At 60.0% G+C, this 19,045-nt stretch carries 18 protein-coding genes; 11 read left to right on the top strand and 7 right to left on the bottom strand.

The features are described from left to right. Position 1 precedes the first annotated feature (1 nt). The 5 genes from parE (at position 2) to TU74_RS15850 (ending at position 6,562) form a co-directional block, all read left to right on the top strand. Entirely contained in the window at positions 2-1,906 is a 1,905-nt protein-coding gene (gene parE, locus TU74_RS15870; protein WP_047275061.1) for a DNA topoisomerase IV subunit B, read from the top strand. Continuing rightward, positions 1,906-2,883, top strand: a complete 978-nt coding sequence (locus TU74_RS15865; RefSeq protein ID WP_048377053.1) for an esterase-like activity of phytase family protein — start codon at positions 1,906-1,908, stop codon at positions 2,881-2,883. The genes parE and TU74_RS15865 overlap by 1 nt, the downstream gene beginning before the upstream one ends. Beyond that, on the top strand, positions 2,880-3,401 hold the full coding sequence (locus tag TU74_RS15860; RefSeq protein WP_047273104.1) for a retropepsin-like aspartic protease family protein: 522 nt from the start codon (positions 2,880-2,882) through the stop codon (positions 3,399-3,401). The genes TU74_RS15865 and TU74_RS15860 overlap by 4 nt, the downstream gene beginning before the upstream one ends. 11 nt (positions 3,402-3,412) lie before the next feature. Continuing rightward, positions 3,413-5,677: a DNA topoisomerase IV subunit A gene (gene parC, locus TU74_RS15855; protein WP_047273105.1), complete on the top strand. Its 2,265-nt coding sequence runs from the start codon at positions 3,413-3,415 to the stop codon at positions 5,675-5,677. 180 nt (positions 5,678-5,857) lie between these two features. Continuing rightward, complete coding sequence (locus TU74_RS15850; RefSeq protein WP_169835834.1) at positions 5,858-6,562, top strand: PqiC family protein; 705 nt, start codon at positions 5,858-5,860, stop codon at positions 6,560-6,562. 110 nt (positions 6,563-6,672) lie between these two features. On the opposite strand, the gene TU74_RS15845 is transcribed toward TU74_RS15850, so the two are convergent. Then, positions 6,673-8,205 (bottom strand): AhpA/YtjB family protein, encoded by a 1,533-nt coding sequence (locus TU74_RS15845; protein ID WP_047275065.1) that lies wholly within the window; start codon positions 8,203-8,205, stop codon positions 6,673-6,675. 132 nt (positions 8,206-8,337) lie between these two features. Here TU74_RS15845 and serB point away from each other — a divergent pair, with 132 nt between their 5' ends. After that, the gene (gene serB, locus TU74_RS15840; RefSeq protein WP_048377052.1) at positions 8,338-9,552 is read left to right on the top strand and encodes a phosphoserine phosphatase SerB; all 1,215 of its coding nucleotides are present in this window, start codon (positions 8,338-8,340) and stop codon (positions 9,550-9,552) included. Positions 9,553-9,599: 47 nt separating this feature from the next. Here serB and asd read toward each other — a convergent pair whose 3' ends face one another. Genes asd through TU74_RS15825 form a run of 3 tightly spaced genes read right to left on the bottom strand, consistent with a single transcriptional unit; the run spans position 9,600 to position 12,871 of the window. Next, positions 9,600-10,451, bottom strand: a complete 852-nt coding sequence (gene asd, locus TU74_RS15835; RefSeq protein WP_047291638.1) for an archaetidylserine decarboxylase — start codon at positions 10,449-10,451, stop codon at positions 9,600-9,602. A 9-nt stretch (positions 10,452-10,460) separates the two neighbouring features. Further along, positions 10,461-11,288, bottom strand: coding sequence for a rhodanese-like domain-containing protein (locus TU74_RS15830; protein WP_048377051.1), 828 nt, complete (start codon positions 11,286-11,288; stop codon positions 10,461-10,463). Between the two features lie 44 nt (positions 11,289-11,332). After that, complete coding sequence (locus TU74_RS15825) at positions 11,333-12,871, bottom strand: HDOD domain-containing protein (protein ID WP_048377082.1); 1,539 nt, start codon at positions 12,869-12,871, stop codon at positions 11,333-11,335. A gap of 165 nt (positions 12,872-13,036) precedes the next feature. Between TU74_RS15825 and motA the strand changes: the two genes are divergently transcribed. Together motA and motB are read left to right on the top strand one after the other, a co-directional pair. Beyond that, complete coding sequence (gene motA, locus TU74_RS15820) at positions 13,037-13,888, top strand: flagellar motor stator protein MotA (RefSeq protein ID WP_047273111.1); 852 nt, start codon at positions 13,037-13,039, stop codon at positions 13,886-13,888. A 3-nt stretch (positions 13,889-13,891) separates the two neighbouring features. After that, positions 13,892-14,884, top strand: a complete 993-nt coding sequence (gene motB / locus TU74_RS15815; protein WP_048377050.1) for a flagellar motor protein MotB — start codon at positions 13,892-13,894, stop codon at positions 14,882-14,884. Positions 14,885-14,926: 42 nt separating this feature from the next. Here the strand turns inward: motB and rsgA are convergent, their stop codons facing one another. Further along, positions 14,927-15,958 (bottom strand): small ribosomal subunit biogenesis GTPase RsgA, encoded by a 1,032-nt coding sequence (rsgA, locus tag TU74_RS15810; RefSeq protein ID WP_047273113.1) that lies wholly within the window; start codon positions 15,956-15,958, stop codon positions 14,927-14,929. A 106-nt stretch (positions 15,959-16,064) separates the two neighbouring features. Between rsgA and orn the strand changes: the two genes are divergently transcribed. Together orn and TU74_RS15800 are read left to right on the top strand one after the other, a co-directional pair. Then, positions 16,065-16,607, top strand: a complete 543-nt coding sequence (orn, locus tag TU74_RS15805) for an oligoribonuclease (RefSeq protein ID WP_048377049.1) — start codon at positions 16,065-16,067, stop codon at positions 16,605-16,607. Between the two features lie 169 nt (positions 16,608-16,776). Continuing rightward, a complete protein-coding gene (locus TU74_RS15800; RefSeq protein ID WP_047273115.1) occupies positions 16,777-17,388 on the top strand; it encodes a trimeric intracellular cation channel family protein in 612 nt (203 codons plus the stop codon). Here the strand turns inward: TU74_RS15800 and TU74_RS24935 are convergent. Both TU74_RS24935 and TU74_RS24700 read right to left on the bottom strand, forming a co-directional pair. Beyond that, positions 17,370-17,498, bottom strand: coding sequence for a hypothetical protein (locus TU74_RS24935; protein ID WP_277620535.1), 129 nt, complete (start codon positions 17,496-17,498; stop codon positions 17,370-17,372). The genes TU74_RS15800 and TU74_RS24935 overlap by 19 nt on opposite strands. 11 nt (positions 17,499-17,509) lie before the next feature. Further along, on the bottom strand, positions 17,510-17,653 hold the full coding sequence (locus TU74_RS24700; protein ID WP_241485577.1) for a hypothetical protein: 144 nt from the start codon (positions 17,651-17,653) through the stop codon (positions 17,510-17,512). A 628-nt stretch (positions 17,654-18,281) separates the two neighbouring features. Here TU74_RS24700 and TU74_RS15790 point away from each other — a divergent pair. Next, the gene (locus TU74_RS15790) at positions 18,282-18,968 is read left to right on the top strand and encodes a hypothetical protein (RefSeq protein ID WP_048377048.1); all 687 of its coding nucleotides are present in this window, start codon (positions 18,282-18,284) and stop codon (positions 18,966-18,968) included. Positions 18,969-19,045: the final 77 nt, after the last annotated feature.

The raw sequence follows: 19,045 nt of genomic DNA, 5'->3' as shown, positions 1-19,045 counted from the left end.
TATGGCCACTCCCAGCGCTAGCTCTTATAACGCCGACGCCATCGAAGTCCTCTCGGGCCTCGACCCGGTGCGCAAACGCCCCGGCATGTACACCGACACCAGTCGGCCCAACCACCTGGCTCAGGAAGTCATCGACAACAGTGTCGACGAAGCCCTGGCCGGTCACGCCAAATCGGTCAACGTCATCCTGCACGCCGACCACTCGCTGGAAGTCAGCGACGACGGGCGCGGCATGCCGGTGGACATTCACCCCGAAGAGGGCGTGTCAGGCGTCGAGCTGATCCTCACCAAGCTCCACGCGGGCGGTAAGTTTTCGAACAAGAACTACCAGTTCTCCGGCGGCCTGCACGGCGTGGGGATCTCGGTGGTTAACGCCTTGTCGACCCAGGTCCGGGTCAAGGTCAAGCGTGATGGCAACGAGTACCAGATGACCTTCGCCGATGGCTACAAAGCCACCGACCTGGAAATCATCGGCACCGTCGGCAAGCGCAATACCGGCACCAGCGTCTACTTTGCGCCGGACCCGAAGTACTTCGACTCCCCCAAATTCTCGGTCAGCCGCCTCAAGCACGTCCTCAAGGCCAAGGCCGTGCTGTGCCCCGGTCTGCTGGTCACGTTTGAAGACAAAAACACCGGCGAAAAAGTCGAGTGGCATTACGAAGACGGCTTGCGTTCCTACCTGGTGGACGCCGTCAGTGAATTCGAGCGCCTGCCCGACGAGCCGTTCTGCGGCACCCTGGCGGGCAATAAAGAAGCCGTTGACTGGGCGCTGTTGTGGCTGCCCGAGGGCGGCGACAGTGTTCAGGAAAGCTACGTCAACCTGATTCCGACGGCGCAGGGCGGCACCCACGTCAACGGTTTGCGTCAGGGCCTGCTCGATGCGATGCGTGAGTTTTGTGAATTCCGCAGCCTGCTGCCGCGTGGCGTGAAACTGGCCCCGGAAGACGTGTGGGAGCGCATTGCGTTCGTGCTGTCGATGAAAATGCAGGAGCCGCAATTCTCCGGCCAGACCAAAGAGCGCCTGTCGTCCCGCGAAGCGGCCGCGTTTGTCTCCGGTGTGGTCAAAGACGCGTTCAGCCTGTGGCTCAACGCGCACCCTGAACTGGGCATGCAATTGGCTGAGCTGGCGATCAACAACGCCGGTCGCCGCCTCAAGGCCAGTAAAAAAGTTGAGCGCAAGCGCATCACCCAGGGGCCGGCGTTGCCGGGCAAACTGGCTGACTGTGCGGGCCAGGACCCGATGCGCGCCGAGCTGTTTCTGGTGGAAGGCGATTCCGCTGGCGGTTCCGCCAAGCAAGCGCGGGACAAAGAGTTTCAGGCGATCCTGCCGTTGCGCGGCAAGATCCTCAATACGTGGGAAGTCGATGGCAGCGAAGTGCTGGCCAGCCAGGAAGTGCACAACATTGCCGTGGCCATCGGTGTGGACCCGGGCGCGGCCGACATGAGCCAGCTGCGCTACGGCAAAATCTGCATCCTTGCCGACGCCGACTCTGACGGTCTGCACATCGCGACGTTGCTCTGCGCTTTGTTTGTGCAGCACTTCCGGCCGCTGGTGGACGCCGGTCACGTGTACGTGGCCATGCCGCCGTTGTACCGCATCGACCTGGGCAAAGAGATTTTCTACGCCCTCGACGAGGCTGAGCGTGATGGCATTCTTGACCGTCTGGTGGCCGAGAAAAAACGCGGCAAGCCGCAGGTCACGCGATTCAAGGGTTTGGGTGAAATGAACCCGCCGCAACTGCGTGAAACCACCATGGACCCGAACACGCGTCGCCTGGTGCAGCTCACGCTGGAAGACTTCGCCGCGACCTCCGAAATGATGGACATGCTGCTGGCGAAAAAACGGGCGGGCGACCGTAAGACCTGGCTGGAATCCAAAGGCAATCTGGCGCAGGTGCTGGCCTGATGCGCAGAGCCTTGTTGGCGCTGCAGGTGCTGGCGACCCCGGTAATGGCCGAAACATGGCCAGCACTGGTGTTGCAGTCTGAGCACCCGGTGGAAGGCATGCGCGGCGGCAATCTGTCGGGGCTGGCGGTGTGCCAGGGTGAAATGTGGGCTGTGTCTGACCGCGATGATGATCAGATTTACCGGCTCGATACCCGTTATCCCGAGTGGCTGGCTGAAGCCGTGAGCCTCCACTTACCCCAGCCGCCGAAGACCGGTTTGCCGTGGGGCGTGCGCATGATGGGCAAAGCCATCAGCCCGCTGCGCGGTGGCGATCTGGATTTTGAAGGCATCACCTGCGACGCGGCGGGCAACCGTTACGTGGTCAGTGAATCCCATGCCGGTGTGGTGCTGATCGCGTCGCAGGGCAACGCCTCCTGGCTGAAAATCGACGCCGGTCTGGTGCGTCAGGCGCGGGCCAGCGGCATGCTGCTGCATTTCAATGCCTTGTTTGAAGGCATTGCGATCAACCCGCAAGGCAATCAGATCTGGCTGGCGGCAGAGCGCGAGCGCCGTGGCTTGCTGACCCTGCACAAAAAACAAAGCGTGTGGGCCTGTGAAGACAGCTGCGTGATCATGAGTGAAGCGGGGCCGCAACAGCCGCCACCGCAACTTAAGGCCAAATCGCAGGCCAAGGATTTCGCAGATCTGGCGGTGTTCGAAGGCAAGTTGTTCACCCTCGAACGCATGGCTTATCGCGTGTGCCGCCGAACGCCTGCCACCGGGCACGTGGAGCGCTGCTGGTCGTTCGCCAATGACGCACTGACCGCCGCGCGCCGCTACGCCTCGGCCTACGGCAATGCCGAAGCCTTGAGCGTCGACGCTCAAGGGGCCTGGATCGGTGTCGACAATGGCAGCCACGTGCGTGCCGATGGCGAGGCGCGTCCGGTGGTCTACCGCTTTGCGGCGCCGCCCGGTGGTTGGGGCGCCCGGTCATGAGCCAGCAACCACCGGGCAAACGGGCCGGTCGTGTCTTCATGATCGTGGCCTGGTGTGCGGGCCTGTACCTGGCGACCCAGTTTTTCGGGCGCTGGGAGCAGCGTCAGGAGAACCCCAACCGCGACGTGGTTTCGGAACAGGGCGAAGGCTTCATCGACGTCAAGCTGCAAGCCAACGTGCAGGGGCACTTCGTCGCCAGCGGCCGTATCAACAACGTGCCGGTGGAATTTTTACTGGATACCGGGGCCACCGACGTGGCGGTCCCGCTGGATTTGGCCCGGCAACTGGCATTGCCCAAGGGCGTGCCCGTGACCCTCAATACCGCCAACGGGCAGGCGCAGGGCTATCGCACGCACATCGACCGCCTGCAACTGGGTGCCATTGTGTTGCGCAACGTGCGCGCAGTGGCTGCGCCGGGGCTGGACGGCGAACAGGTGTTGCTGGGCATGAGCGCTTTGAAAAAACTTGAATTCACCCAGCGCGGCGGCACCATGCTGCTGCGCCAGACAACGAACTGAATGAGGTCCGCATGAGCGACTCCCTTGATCTCAGCCTGGACGGCGTAGAACGCCGGTCACTGGCCGACTTCACCGAACAGGCCTACCTCAACTACTCCATGTACGTGATCATGGACCGGGCCTTGCCGCACATCGGCGACGGCCTCAAGCCTGTACAGCGGCGTATCGTCTACGCCATGAGCGAGTTGGGGCTGGACGCAGACGCCAAGCACAAGAAATCGGCGCGTACCGTCGGTGACGTGCTCGGCAAGTTTCACCCCCACGGCGATTCGGCCTGTTACGAAGCCATGGTGCTGATGGCGCAGCCGTTCAGCTACCGCTACACACTGGTTGACGGTCAGGGCAACTGGGGTGCGCCGGACGATCCCAAGTCGTTCGCCGCCATGCGTTACACCGAGGCGCGCTTGTCGCGTTACTCCGAAGTCCTGCTCAGCGAACTGGGTCAGGGCACGGCGGACTGGGTACCCAACTTCGACGGCACGCTGGACGAACCGGCTGTGTTGCCTGCACGTTTGCCGAATATCCTGCTCAATGGCACCACCGGCATTGCCGTGGGCATGGCCACGGACGTACCGCCGCACAACCTGCGAGAAGTCGCCACCGCTTGCGTGCGTTTGCTCGATGAACCCAAGGCCACGGTTGAGCAACTGTGCGAACACATTCAAGGCCCGGACTACCCGACCGAAGCTGAAATCATCACCCCGCGCGCCGACCTGCTGAAGATCTATCAGACCGGTCGTGGCTCGGTGCGCATGCGCGCGGTGTATCACGTGGAAGACGGCGATATCGTCGTCACCGCCTTGCCGCATCAGGTCTCGGGCGCCAAGGTGCTGGAGCAAATTGCCGCATTGATGCAGGCCAAACCGACCAAGCTGGCGATGGTGACTGATCTGCGTGACGAATCGGACCACGAAAACCCGTGCCGCATCGTCATCATTCCCCGCAATAACAAGGTCGACCTCGACGAACTGATGCAGCATCTGTTCGCCGTGACGGATCTGGAGTCCACGTTCCGCGTCAACATCAACATCATTGGCCTGGATGGCAAGCCGCAGTTGAAAAACCTGCGGGCCCTGCTGGTGGAATGGCTGGAATTCCGTATCAACACCGTGCGTCGGCGCTTGCAGTTCCGCCTCGATAAAGTCGAGCGTCGCCTGCACCTGTTGGACGGTTTGCTGACGGCTTACCTGAACCTCGATGAAGTGATTCACATCATCCGCACCGAGGAGCACCCCAAGGCTGAATTGATTGCACGGTTTGCCCTGACCGAAACACAGGCCGACTACATCCTCGACACGCGCTTGCGCCAGTTGGCCCGTCTCGAAGAGATGAAGCTGCGTGACGAACAGGATGCCCTGCGTAAAGAACAGGCCAAGTTGCAAGCCCTGCTCGGCAGCGAAGCCAAGCTGAAAAAACTGGTGCGCAGCGAACTGCTGGAAGATGCCAAAACCTACGGCGATGACCGTCGTTCGCCTATCGTGGCCCGTGCAGAAGCCAAGGCTCTGTCGGAAAACGAGCTTGTCCCGACTGAGCCTGTGACCGTTGTCCTGTCTGAAAAGGGCTGGGTCCGGTGCGGTAAAGGCCATGACCTCGACGCCACCGGGCTCTCCTATAAAGCGGGTGACGGCTACAAAACCGCGGCGGCGGGGCGTTCCAACCAGTTTGCGGTGTTCATCGACTCCACCGGGCGCAGTTATTCGGTGGCGGCGCACACCTTGCCCTCGGCCCGTGGTCAGGGCGAACCGTTGACCGGTCGCCTGACGCCGCCACCGGGTGCCAGTTTTGAATGCGTGCTGTTGCCTGAAGACGACGCGCTGTTCGTCATTGCCTCTGACGCGGGTTATGGCTTTGTGGTCAAGGGTGAAGACCTGCAAGCCAAGAACAAGGCGGGTAAAGCCTTGCTCAGCCTGCCCAAGGGCGCCAAGGTCATGCAGCCGCGCCCGGTCACCGACCGCGAGCATAACTGGTTGGCGGCGGTAACCACGGAAGGGCGTTTGCTGATCTTCAAGGTCAGCGACTTGCCGCAGCTGGGCAAAGGCAAAGGCAACAAGATCATCGGTATACCCGGCGATCGCGTGGCCAGTCGCGAAGAATACGTGACCGATATTGCCGTGTTACCCGACAACGCCACGCTGGTGTTGCAGGCTGGCAAACGCAACCTGTCGCTCAAGCCTGATGACCTCGAACATTACAAGGGCGAACGCGGACGTCGAGGCAACAAATTGCCCCGTGGTTTCCAGCGCGTGGACGCGATGTTGGTAGAAACGCCCAATTAAGCCCGTTTAGAGCGCCCGATCTGCGTTTTTTCACGTAGATCGGGTCCGCGGCGCTGGAGTCGGGCTGGATATTCGCGGATGATATGGCGCACTTGCGGCACCGCCCCTTGGCGATGTGGCCAGCGACTTTTTCGAGAATCACACTTTGGCGCGCCCGATGGCTGCCACCTGGATGGAATGATGAACGTTCTGCGCCTTCCTTTAATTGCGTTGCTGACCGGTGTGCTCGGTCTGGCGGGGTGCTCCACGCATCAGCCAGCGGCCTTGTACCAACTGGACAGCGGCACCCCCGGCCAGCCCGCGCAAAGCGCCGGCATGGCCGTGGTACTCGGCCCGGTCACCGTGGCTGACTACCTGCAACGTGAAACCCTGCTGCAACGTCAAACCGACGGCAGCCTGAGCGCGGCCACCGATGGTCGTTGGGCAGGTAGCCTGTCGGCGGATATCGATCAACTGCTGCTTCGCCAACTGGCCTGGCGTCTGGACAGCCAGCGCGTGGTATTGGCCCCGGCCCCTGCGGGCTTCGCCCCGGACGTGCAAGTGTTGTTGTCGATTACGCGTCTGGACTCTGGCAAAAATCAGCCGGCCATCCTTGATGCGCAATGGCGTCTGATTGACCGTCGCGGTCAGGTGCGTGATAACCGCATGGTGCATCTGGAAAAACAGCACGATGGCACCACCGCCTCTCAGGTCAAGGCTCAAGGCGAGTTGTTGCAACAGATGAGTCAGCAATTGGCGGTGGCCCTTAAACCGTTGGCCAACCAGCCGCCGTTGGTGGAGTCCCGCAAGCCGGAGCCAAAGCCGGCCCGCAAAGGAGAATCAGACAAGCCCCGCATTCCGATGGCTTCACCGATTCGCACCGACATGGAAGTGTTTCGCTTCTGAGTCAGTGACCACTACAAAAAAATCCCGCATCTGAGCGGGATTTTTTTTGCAGGTCAAAAGCGCCTCACCCAACCCTCTCCCGGATGGAGGGGGTGAGTGCGTGTGTGGATTTACCCGCGCTTCTCGTGCATGCGCGCCAATTGGCGTTCAAGCATCGACGGGTACGGTTCCATCAAGCGCTCTACACAGCACGCCCCTTCAGGGCTGGCAATCGGGCGGATGCGGGCGCGCTGGCGAATCAGCGCATCGTCGCTGATCTTGCGCTCAACCAGCAGCAAGTTGCGGCTGTGTTGTGACAGCGCCAGCGCGTCTTGCGCGGTTTCAGTCAGCAGCAAGTCGATCTGGCTCATGCCCGTCAGGCCTTCGCCCACCACCAGCCCCAATTGCAGCTGCAAGGTGATGCCACTGTCTGCCACTTCGATTTGCAAGGCGTGACCCAGTGCGCGCAACAGCTCACCGCAGCAAATGGCGTTGGTCAGGTAGTCGTCGCCGCTGTCTTCGCTGTGGAACAGCATCAGCGTGCTGCCATCGTTGAGCGTGTGCAGCTCGCTGTCATACAGCGAGGCGGCTTGCTCCAGGCAGTCGCGATAACGTTCCAGTAATTCGGTCAGGCGGGCGCGGGGCAGGCGACGCAGTTGATCCTGCGCACCCAGTTGCACGGCCAGCACAGCGCTCGGCTGTGGCGCGGAGGGTGCGGTCGGCTGCGGCTTGGCCAGGGTCGCCGGGGCGGCACTGCCCGTGTCGCGCAGGTCGGCAAACGGGTCTTCGTCGCTGTCGTCTTCTTCAGCATGAACCACGTGCCGCGGGGCCGCTTTGGGGGCTGGCGCAGCAGGCGCTTCGTCAAAGTCCGGGTCGCGCAGGTTGCGCACTTCGAACGAGGGCTCTGGCTCGTCGTCTTCGTAGTCGCTGTCGTCGTAATCGGGCTCAGGTTCTGGCTCGGGCTCTGGCGCAGGCGGTGCCAGGCGAGTGTGAAGCTGGCGCGCCAGATCACCGATTTCATCCTGGCGGTTGATCGCCGGGGTGTAGGGATCAGGCTCGCGCAGCCACACACGCAATTGCAACAACGGGGTGGAGATGTGACGCCCCAGACGCAGGCTCAAGGCCAGTGCCAGCGCCAGCAAAATTGCGCTGAGGATGCCCATGCTTTGCAGGCTGATGGTCATCGGTTGCTGGAACTGGTTCATGTCGAGGCTGATGCGCAGATGCCCGGCGGTCACGTCCTGGAACGTGATTTTGGTCTGGTACATGCCTTCGGCTTCGCCCAGCAGGCCGTTTTTCGGTCGCTCACCGGCTTCTGCGAGGATGCGGTTGTCAACGCTATAAATAGCCGCGTGCGCCACCAACGGGTTTTTCGTCAGGTTATTGAGCAGCACGTTGAGGCTGAGGATGTCATTGGACACCAGCAGCTCGGTGGCAGACGTCGCGGTTTGCGTGGTCAGGCTCTGACCCAGTGCGTCGGCCTGATCATGCATGGCCTGCTTGAATTGCAGGCCCATGACCACGGCGTAAATCACCAGCGCCAGGGCGACCAGAATCACGTTATGGCTGGCAATACGCAGAGCCAGCGGAATGCGGCGATCGCGCAGGGCCCGGAAGATCAGCAGGAAGAAGTTATCGGTTTTGACAGGCGATGGCCGGTTCACTGAGCGCGGCTCTTAGTCCGTTAAATTGGTGCGCAGTATAGCGAGCGGCCCACAGGCGGCAAAGCCTTGGCGATGCCCGATGGTCACTGAAAGTGGGTAGAATGCGTTTTTTTTAGCGAATGGGGGTGTGCCTTGCGCGAAATCGTCTTGATAAACATCACGGGTGAAGACCGTCCGGGTCTCACTGCGGCCATCACTGGGGTGCTGGCCAACAATGGTGTGAACATGCTCGACATCGGCCAGGCCGTCATTCATGGCGTTTTGTCGTTGGGGTATCTGGTTGAAATCGAGCAAGCCGATCAAGTGTCGGCCGTGCTCAAAGACCTGCAACCCCTGATTGCCAATGAAGGGCTGCAACTGCGTTTTGACCCCATTAGCGAAGCGCATTACCAGCGTTGGGTGAACGAACAAAGCCAGAAGCGTCACGTGGTGACATTGATGAGCCGTCAGGTCACCGCCCTGGAGCTGTTACGCGTGACGTCGGTGATCAGCCAGCACGGTTTGAACATTGAACAGACCGATCGCCTGTCCGGCCGCGTGCCGCTGGATGCGCCGACGCGTCTGAGCAAGAGCTGCATCGAGCTGCGCGTCACGGGCGAAGTGGCTGACCTTGATGCCTTGCGTGCCGAGTTCTTCGAGTTGTCGCAGGCGCTCAACATCGACATCGCGCTGCAGGAAGACACCCTGTTCCGTCGTAATCGCCGCCTGGCCGTTTTCGACATGGACTCGACCCTGATTGAAGCCGAAGTCATCGACGAACTGGCCAAAGCCGCGGGTGTGGGCGATCAAGTGGCGCAAATCACCGAACGTGCCATGGCGGGTGAGCTGGACTTCAAGGCCAGTTTCAAAGAGCGCTTGGCCTTGCTCAAGGGGTTGGACGTCGGTGTGCTGGACGCCATCGGTGCATCGCTGCGTTTGACCGAAGGCGCAGAAGTGCTGTTCGCTGAACTCAAGCGTCTGGGCTACAAAACCGCGATTCTGTCCGGTGGTTTCACCTATTTCGCCAAGCAGTTGCAGGCCAAGCTGGGCATTGACTACGTGTTCGCCAATGAGCTGGAAGTGGTGGACGGCAAAGTGACCGGCGTGGCAGTCGAGCCGATCGTTGATGCGCAGCGCAAAGCAGACTTGCTGCGCGAACTGGCGCAAAAGGAAGGTTTGAGCCTGGAGCAGACCATTGCGGTCGGGGACGGCGCCAACGATCTGGCCATGCTGGCCATCGCGGGTCTTGGGGTCGCGTTCCGTGCCAAGCCGCTGGTGAAGAAGTCGGCCAAGCACGCGATTTCAACGCTGGGCCTGGATGGCGTGCTGTATCTGTTAGGTCAGCGCGACCGCAACAGCCAGGGTTAATCCGTCACTGTCGTCGCTGCCGCACCCTGCGGCAGCGATGCCAGGATTTACTCGCCGATCTTCTGGCCCATCATCACCGGCGAACCCGCCGTCAGCTCTTGCGCCCATTTCACCTGTTCTGGCCCGAACAGCACGATTGCGGTCGAACCCAGTTTGAAGCGGCCCAACTCGGCGCCTTTTTCCAGATGGATCGGCGCACGCGCTGCTTCGTCATAACGGAAGGTTTTCAGCTCGCGCTTGGGCGGCGTGACCAACCCTGCGAACACCGTTTCAATCGAAGCCACGATCATCGCGCCCACCAGCACCACGGCCATCGGGCCGCGTTCGGTGTCGAAAATGCACACGGCGCGTTCGTTGCGGGCGAACAGTTCCGGCACGTTTTCTGCCGTGGTCTGGTTGACCGAAAACAGGCGGCCCGGCACGTAGATCATTTCACGCAGCGTACCGGCCAACGGCATGTGCACGCGGTGGTAATCCTTGGGCGACAGGTAAATGGTGGCGAACTCACCGCCCATGAACGGCGAGGCCACGGCCGGATCGCCGCCCACCAGCTCCAGCACGCTGTAGCTGTGGCCTTTGGCCTGAAACACGCGACCGTGTTCAATCGCGCCCAGTTGGCTGACCGCCCCGTCGGCCGGGCTTAAAATGGCGCCTGGCGTCTGGTCCAGCGGGCGTGCGCCGTCTTTCAGGGCGCGGGTGAAGAATGCATTGAAGTGCTCGTAAGCGGTGATGTCTTCAACCAGGGCCTGAGACATGTCCACCTGATAACGCTTGGCGAACCAGGTGGTGAAGGCATTTTTGAACCAGCGCACGCGGCACTCGGCAACGCAGCCGGCCAGGCGCGACAGCAGGTGATGCGGCAACAGGTACTGACTGAGGAGAAACAAACGCTTTTTCATGACGGGTCCTTAATGTTTGGCAGGCAGTTCGACGGGGGTGTCGGGGTGGTTGCCCCATTCGCCCCAGGAGCCTGCGTAGCCTTTGACGCGCGGGTAACCGAGCGCCTTGGCCACCAGATACGTAAAGCCAGAACGATGGTGAGTCTGGCAGTGGGTAATCACTTCTTTGTCGGGCGTAATGCCCAGATCCTCAAGGATCTGCGCCATGTCCGTGCGGATGCGCAGGCTGCGGGCTTTATCCATGCCTGCGGTCCATTCAAAATTTTTCGCGCCGGGGATATGACCCCCTTTGGCCGCCAGCACTTTTTCGCCGCTGTACTCAGCCGGGCTGCGAGCGTCCCAAATCGCCAGATCGGCAGCGCCCAACCGGCTTTGCAGGTATTCGCGGGTGGCAGTGGGTTCGTCGTGCAGGGTCAGCGTGACCGGTGCGTTTTTAGGCGTCGGAACCTCGGTTGATTCGCGCAGGCCATCGGCGATCCATGCTTGAATACCGCCGTCTACATAGTGATACGCCTTGTGCCCGATCACATCCAGCAGCCAGATAAAGCGGCCCGCCCAACCGCCGCCTTCATCGTCATACACCACGTAGACCGCGTCAGGGTTGTGCCCCAATTCGCTGAACAGTTTTTCGAGCGCAGCTTGCGTGGGCAATAAGCCCGGAGCAGGCGGCAGGCCGAGTTGGGTGCGCTTGGGATCAACGAAGCGCGCGCCTGGCACGTGGCCTTGGGCGTAGCGTGCCTTGCTGGTCAGGTCGACAATAATCAGGTTCGCTGCGTCGAGCCGATCATGCAGGTCTTTGGGCTCAATCACCAACGGCAAGCCAGAGAAGTCAGGCATGTGAGGTCTCCAGGGCGAAAAGGGGGCGAATTGTAGCGCAAGCGTCAACGTCCGCGCGTGGTAAAGCTGTTGAGCGCTTTTTCGATGCATTGCACGGTTTTGCCGAAAGCCTGCACGGTGGTCTCAGAAAACGGTCCGCCGCCCTGATCGGCCAGCACCAGCATCACCACGCGGCCGTTGTTGCTGATCGAGCGTAACAGCAGGTGTTCGCCGGGAAACAGGCTACGCAAACTTTTTGGCAGGACCGCTGTGATCTGCGCATTGTTTTCGGGTGTCAGGCGAAATTGCGCCGGTTGCGTCATCAAGCGTTGCAGGACAGCGCTCTGGTTAATTTGCAGGCTCAAGTCGAAGGCTGCCTTGGGCAATCCGGCAATCTGATGCACGCTCAGGCTGGTCGACGTTTTATCGGCCATCAACAGCAGCACCCGGCGCATGCCGCAGGCCACCAACGCATCGCGGGCGCAGGTGGTCAGGTGCATCGAATTGGTGAACGAACTCGGTTCGGCCAGCAGTTGCCCGCATTGCTTGCGCCACACCACCAGCGATTCGGCCGACGGCGGCGGGGCAGGCAATAAGCCTCGGTGCATGCGACGCACGCCCCACGGCCACAACAGGGATTGAGCCGGGTGCCAGAGGTCGGGCATCGAGTGATAGCGCGCGCTGCTGGCCGCGTTCTGGTGAACCAGTTGTTGCAGTTCTTCCAGCGGCATTTGCATGTACAGGCTGGTCAGGTATTGCCAGCGCAAGTTGTGAGGCGTGTCCCAGGCCTGCTGGGCCGACAGGGCCAGGCCATTGGCCAGCAATACAGTGTTCGACGGCTGATTCAACCAGCGGCGCAGTGCCGGGTCAGCGTCCAGACGTTGCTGCTGACGCAAACGATGATGATTGTCGCGGGCGATATGCAACACCCTGACCAGCGTGCGCTGTTCGTCGGTGATGACGGCGTAACCTTGCAGCACCCATTCGGGCAGTCGCCACAATTGCGCCAGCGCGCGGCATATTTCAAACAGGCGCACGCCGAACAGTGTGAGTTCAACTTTGCTTGCGCATTCACCTTTGTGAATCACCCGCAGTTCCCACTCTTCGAGCTGTTCGGGGTGAGTGAGTGCCATGGCCCACAGCGGCGACAGAAACAGCAGGCTGCCCCAATAGATTTCTTGCCACAGGCGCGCCAGGCGATTGCCAAACAGGCCGCTGGCTTGTTGCGCAGCGTGCTGGCTAATCAGTTGAATCTGGCGAAAAGCCTGCGGGATTTCTTCCCACGGCAACGCGGGCAGGCGTTCAAGCAGTTCTTGTGTGCGGGCCAGCCCCAGGCGGTTGATCGCCACTTCCAGGCTCTCGGCCGGCTCGCTCAAACTGCCGTGTGTGTGGTGGTTGGCGTCGCGGATCAAGCTCAGTGCCAATGCAGGACTGTCCTGCATCAGCTCGGCAATGTCGCGTAACGAGCGGCGATTGTCGTTGATTGCCTTGCAGACGCGCTCGTGGCTGTCTTGCGGGATGGGCAGGCGAACAGCGTCGAGCTGCTTGACCCACGCATCGAGGGTATTGGGGGTTGGAGTCGCGTTGCCGGTTTCATTAGCCATGATGGGAGAGTGGTCATCATCCATTGTTTACACGCCCGGAGTGGGCCCAACTGGCTTTTCGCCTTTATGGCCTATAGTCTGGCGCAGTTTTGCCGATAAGTAGAAGAAGAGTTTTTTAACTCTCGAATATGACCTTGAACCCGACGCAGAAGTACCTGAATTCCTATGGCTAAAATTATCGGCATCATTGTCGTGTTCGCGAGCGTGCTCGGCGGATACGTGCTTTCCCACGGCAAGATCGGGGCGCTGATTCAGCCGTTCGAGGTCTTGATTATCGGCGGGGCGGCGTTTGGTGCGTTCCTGCAGGCGAACCCCGGCTACATGACCATGCACGTGATCAAAAAATCGCTCGGCATGTTCGGTTCGCGCTTCACCCACACGTTCTACCTGGAAGTGCTGGGGCTGGTTTACGAGATCCTCAACAAAAGCCGTCGCGAAGGCATGATGGCCATCGAAGGCGACATTGAAGACGCCGCGGCCAGCCCGATCTTCGCCAAATACCCTTCCGTGCTCAAAGATGACCGCATGACCGCGTTTGTTTGCGATTACTTGCGCATCATGTCGTCGGGCAACATGGCGCCCCACGAACTCGAAGGCTTGTTTGACATGGAGCTGTTCAGCCTTAAAGAAGAGCTTGAGCACCCGTACCACGCCGTGACCGGGATTGCTGATGGCATGCCGGGCTTCGGTATTGTGGCTGCGGTACTGGGTATCGTGGTGACCATGGCTTCGCTGGGCGACGGCGATCAGGCGATGATCGGCGTGCACGTGGGGGCGGCGCTGGTCGGTACGTTCTTCGGTATTTTGGCGGCCTACGGTTTCTTCGGCCCGCTGGCGACCTCGCTCTCCCACGATGCGAAAGAAGAACTCAACGTGTACGAATCCATCAAGGCGTCGCTGGTCGCTTCGGCCTCGGGCATGCCGCCGTCGCTGGCGGTCGAGTTCGGTCGTAAAGTGCTGTATCCCAAGCACCGTCCGAGCTTTGCCGAGCTGGAACAAGTAGTCCGCGGTCGCTGATCCATGGAAAACAATCAGCCAATCATCATCAAGCGCGTCAAGCGCTTCGCGGCGGGCCACCACGGTGGCGCCTGGAAAATTGCGTTCGCTGACTTCGCTACGGCGATGATGGCGTTCTTCCTGGTGCTGTGGCTGATGTCCACGGCCACCCCGGAACAGAAAATCGCCATTGCCGGTTACTTCAAAGACCCGATCGGGTTCACCGAAACCGGCACGCCGTACATCATCGACTTGGGGGGCACGCCGACCCTGGCGCCGGACACCACCCTCAATCCTGAAGAAAAAATGCAGCCCCAGCCCGACAAGATCACGGTCGACACCGATCAGGTCGAAGGCATGGCCGAGCAGGTCGAGAAAGAACGGCTTGAACTGCTGCTTCAGGAGTTGCAGAACAAGGTCGAAGAAAACCCGCAATTGCGCAAATTTAAAGACCAGCTGTTGTTCGAAATCACGCCTGACGGCCTGCGCATCCAGATCATGGACGCGGAAAACCGTCCGATGTTTGACGTCGGCAGTGCGCGCCTCAAGCCTTACTTCGAAGACATATTGCTGGCCATGGCGGACACCATCAAAGCCGTGCCGAACAAAGTCAGCATCAGCGGGCACACCGATGCCACGCCGTATGCCAGCGATGCGGAGTTTGGTAACTGGGAGTTGTCGGCCAACCGCGCAAACGCAGCGCGCCGGGCATTGATCGCGGGCAGTTATCCCCATGACCAGGTCGCGCGGATTGTGGGTTACGCCTCGTCGGTGCTGTTCGACAAGGTCAACCCGCTGAACCCGATCAACCGCCGCATCGACATCGTGGTGTTGACGAAGAAAGCGCAGCAGGCGATTGAGGGTGAGCAGGGCGCCGAGATGGCCACGCCGCAGGCGCCGACCACCCCGATTGACCCGATCACCCTGCCGGCTGACCAAGTGCCACCCGCCATGCATGAAGAACGGGAAAAACTGAACCTGTTTGATGACAAGGCGCCAGCAACACCGAAGCCTTGATGTCGCATGCCTTCACCCTCGCTCAGAGGGTGAAGGCACCGTTCAGTAACTCGACTCAGGCAGGCTGGCGATGATCGAGCGGTAGCTGTTCATGCGTTGTTGCTGCACGCGGCCATCTTCCAGCGCCATCAGCAAGGCACAGCCCGGCTCGCGGTCGTGCTTGCAGTCGCGGAAGCGGCAACGGCCGATCAAATCGTGGAACTCGATAAACCCGGCTTCCACATCCGCCCGGCTCACGTGGCCCAGACCAAACTCGCGAATACCAGGGGAGTCGATCAGCTCGCCGCCACCCGGGAAGTGGAACAGCCGCGCCGTGGTCGTGGTGTGCGTGCCCTGACCGGAAATTTCGGACAGTGGTCCGACCCGCAGGTTGACCTCGGGCAGCAAGCTGTTGACCAGCGACGACTTGCCCACGCCCGACTGACCCACAAACACACTGATGTGCCCGTCCAGCTTGGCTTGCAACTGCTGCATGCCGTCGCCGTGATGTGCGGACACTTCCAGCACCGGATAACCCAACTGACGATAAACCCCCAACAGCGCATTCAGCGCAGGGGCGTTTTGCTCGTCAATCAGGTCGGCTTTGTTGAGCAACAGCAACGGACGAATCCCCGCATGCTCGGCGGCGACCAGATAACGGTCGATCAAGTTGGCGTGTGGCTCGGGCATCGGCGCGAACACAATCACGATCATGTCGACGTTGGCGGCAACCGGCTTGAGCTGGCCACGGCTGTCCGGGCGGCACAGTTCGGTTTTGCGGGGCAACTGGGCGACGATCACGCCAATCCCTTGGTTGCCCGCGCGCCATACGACGGTGTCGCCGGTCACCAGGGCTGGCAGGTTGGCACGCAAATGGCAGCGGAACATCTGGCCTTTGAGCTCGCCTTCCTGGGCCTCGACCTCGACCTGCACACCGAAGTGCGCGATCACCAGACCGAGTTGCTCGGGGCCCAGATCGCCCCCTTCAAGCGCTTCGACGGCACTGGATTCGCGTTTGGCGGCGCGGGCAGCGCGCTCGCCCTGGATCTTTTCGATGCGCCAGTTTTGGCGACGGTTGAGCTGGCGTTTGGCCATGGGTGTTCCGTGTTGATAAAACGATAAGGAGGGTAAAACGCTGGCGAGTTTAGCACGTGGGCTGCGTGCCTAAGCTAAACTGCGCGACTAAGCCCAGGAGCCTTCTATGCAAAACCCACAGAATTTGATTTGGATTGACCTGGAAATGACCGGTCTGGACCCAGACAACGACGTCATTATCGAAATGGCCACCATCGTCACCGACAGCAACCTCAACACCCTGGCTGAAGGCCCGGTCATCGCCATCCACCACAGCGACGACGTACTGGCGCGCATGGACGAGTGGAACACCCGCACCCACGGCAACAGCGGCCTGACCCAGCGCGTCAAAGACAGCACCACCAGCATGGCCGAGGCCGAGGCACAGACCATTGCCTTCCTCGAACAATGGGTGCCTAAAGGCAAGTCGCCGATCTGTGGCAACAGCATCTGCCAGGACCGTCGCTTTCTTTATACCCACATGAAAACCCTGGAAAGCTACTTTCATTACCGCAACCTTGACGTCTCGACGCTCAAGGAACTGGTGGCTCGCTGGGCACCCGAAGTGCGCGACAGCCTGGTGAAAAAAGGCACGCACCTGGCGCTGGACGACATCCGTGAGTCGATTGCCGAGTTGCAGCACTACCGCAAACACTTCATCAAGTTCTGAAGCACGTGCCGGTCGCCGCTACCCCAGGCTGCTAAGGGCGCAGCGGCAACCCGTTTTCAGCGGTGGCGTGGCCTGCCGACAACCTTCACAACAGTCGTGCCCACGCCGCCCCCTTTTGGTGCCCGCGCCAACTGAGTAGACTGCGCGCCTTATTGCAAGGAACGCCGCCATGTTGCTGATGCTCTATTTAGTTGCCATTACTGCCGAAGCCATGACCGGGGCGCTGTCTGCCGGGCGTCGGGGCATGGACTGGTTTGGTGTGGTGCTGATTGCGTGCGTCACGGCGCTCGGTGGCGGCTCGGTGCGCGACATGCTGCTCGGTCACTACCCGCTGACTTGGGTTAAACACCCGGAATACCTGGTCCTGACCACGTTTGCAGCGCTGGTCACGATCTTCATTGCCCCCTTGATGCGTCACCTGCGCTCGCTGTTTTTGGTGCTCGATGCGCTGGGGCTGGTGGCTTTCACCCTGATCGGCTGCATGACCGCGCTGGAAATGGGCCAAGGCATGCTGGTCGCATCCGTCAGTGGCGTGATTACCGGTGTGTTTGGCGGCATCCTGCGAGACATCTTCTGTAACGACATCCCATTGATCTTCCGCCGTGAGCTTTACGCCAGCGTTTCATTTGCGGCTGCGTGGTGCTTTCTGCTGTGTACCTACTGGAACATGCCCAACGAGCAGGCGATTTTTGTCACCCTGTTCGGTGGGCTTTTGTTGCGCCTGTTGGCAATCCGCTTTAACTGGGAAATGCCCAAGTTCGTCTACAACGACGCGCACTGAGTCGGCTGTACACCTGCCAACAGCGCGTCGACCACGGCGCGCGCCATTTCCACGTTGTGAATCACGCTCCACAACCGTTCAGCTTCAAAGCGGTTGAGGCGGGAGCTCATGTCGTCGGCGTTCAGTTCTGCCCTTTGAGCAACAGGGAGACCTGCTGCAAGGCTTCCTGAGCCGTGACGCCGGGGTTGATGCTGAATAAGGACGAGCCGGAATGGGCCGTGGTGTGCAGGGAATGGAGGGGTGGGTCGGGGACGATTGTTTTCATCGATTTGTTCCCACATTCAAGTTGGAAGAGCTGCTGCAGTTTCGCGGTCAATCGAAAGGTGGCAGTTGTGTGCAGGTTGACAGGCCGGGGAGAACAACCAAGACCCGGCGCACCCGAAAGTGCCCCGCACACAATCGCCATGACACGGTGAAATGGCTTGCGATTGCCTTGCTCGTTCTCATGCGGTCTGTCAAAACCGGTCACTGATCTCTGCGTCTTGGCGAGACTATCCGCGCACTTCCAACGCCCAAGGTGGTGCGGACTTTCAAGGAAACATCCCGCCAACGAAAGCGACGATGCAGGTGCAGGCGTTGCAATTTATGTGGGAAACTTTTCTAACTCAACGCTATTTTTTGTAGGCGGAAGTTTGCCCGTCATGTGGATTTAAATACTCCCTGTGTGCGACGGTGCATAACTCAATTGTCCTGATAATAGTTTTCTGAACTGAATGTTCTTTTTAAAGGCGCGTGAACGGTATTCGCTAGCTGAGCAACTTAGTCTGATGCGATTGCGGAGAATCAGCCTACAGCTTGTATAGAACATACGGTTCTCTGTTGCTGAGTGGCTGAGCTAATCTGCAAAGGCATGGAAGGATCTGTGCGGTCAAAATTAGACAGGGAGCGTACTGATGAGCGAATTATTAAAGGATAGTGCTGCAGTCGATGTGAACGACATTGCAGGGGTTTCAAAGTTAAGCGTGGTTTTTGACTCACACCCCAATAATGTGGCTAAAAAAATTTATGCGAATGCGAGGATGCAAGCGCGAATCACCGTATTAATAAGCTGCATCGATAACAATGGGCGAGATGTTCGCCCTCCGGATGCCATGCTCAAAAGCCTTAAACTGATTCACTATCATGGCGGGCATGATCTTGGGTCGCAGTGGATTGTCCGTGAAGTGCCCAACCAATACAGGCATGACATCTCAGGCGCGGGAGGGCGTCAGCGTCGTCACGCCAGCGATGAAGATGAAAACGGGGTGGTGGTTGAGCGCTGGGTCAGCTGTGATCAATTGGATGAAACCAGGATAGCTGCCGCTATTACCCTCCCCAATGGTCAGGTGGTGAAAAGCAATAACCCTCACTCTTTAATGGGTGGCAGTGACAGTTCAGTGACATTGGAGGCGATTGCACCTGTTCGTTATGGCGCCGAGTATTTCAGATTGGAGAAAGTTGCTGAGCCTGCGGGTCGAGGACACAAAATTTACAAGTGGTATTTGGGATTGCGTGTGGGTGCAAGCAACATTGCCCTTCAAGAATGGATTACTAAGGAAGGTCTGAAGTACCCACCGATTTTTGAGGCCCTCGCTGCTTGAGGTTCAAAAAATCCAAGTCGGCCGAAAAACAGACCCTTCTTGTCTTTAATTCACGGCTCTTTCCTCTGATCGTGCTG

It is taken from the genome of Pseudomonas lundensis (assembly GCF_001042985.1).
GTDB lineage: Bacteria > Pseudomonadota > Gammaproteobacteria > Pseudomonadales > Pseudomonadaceae > Aquipseudomonas > Aquipseudomonas lundensis.
The sequence above is the reverse complement of the archived record's forward strand: the minus strand, read 5'-3'. Positions and strand labels throughout refer to the sequence as shown.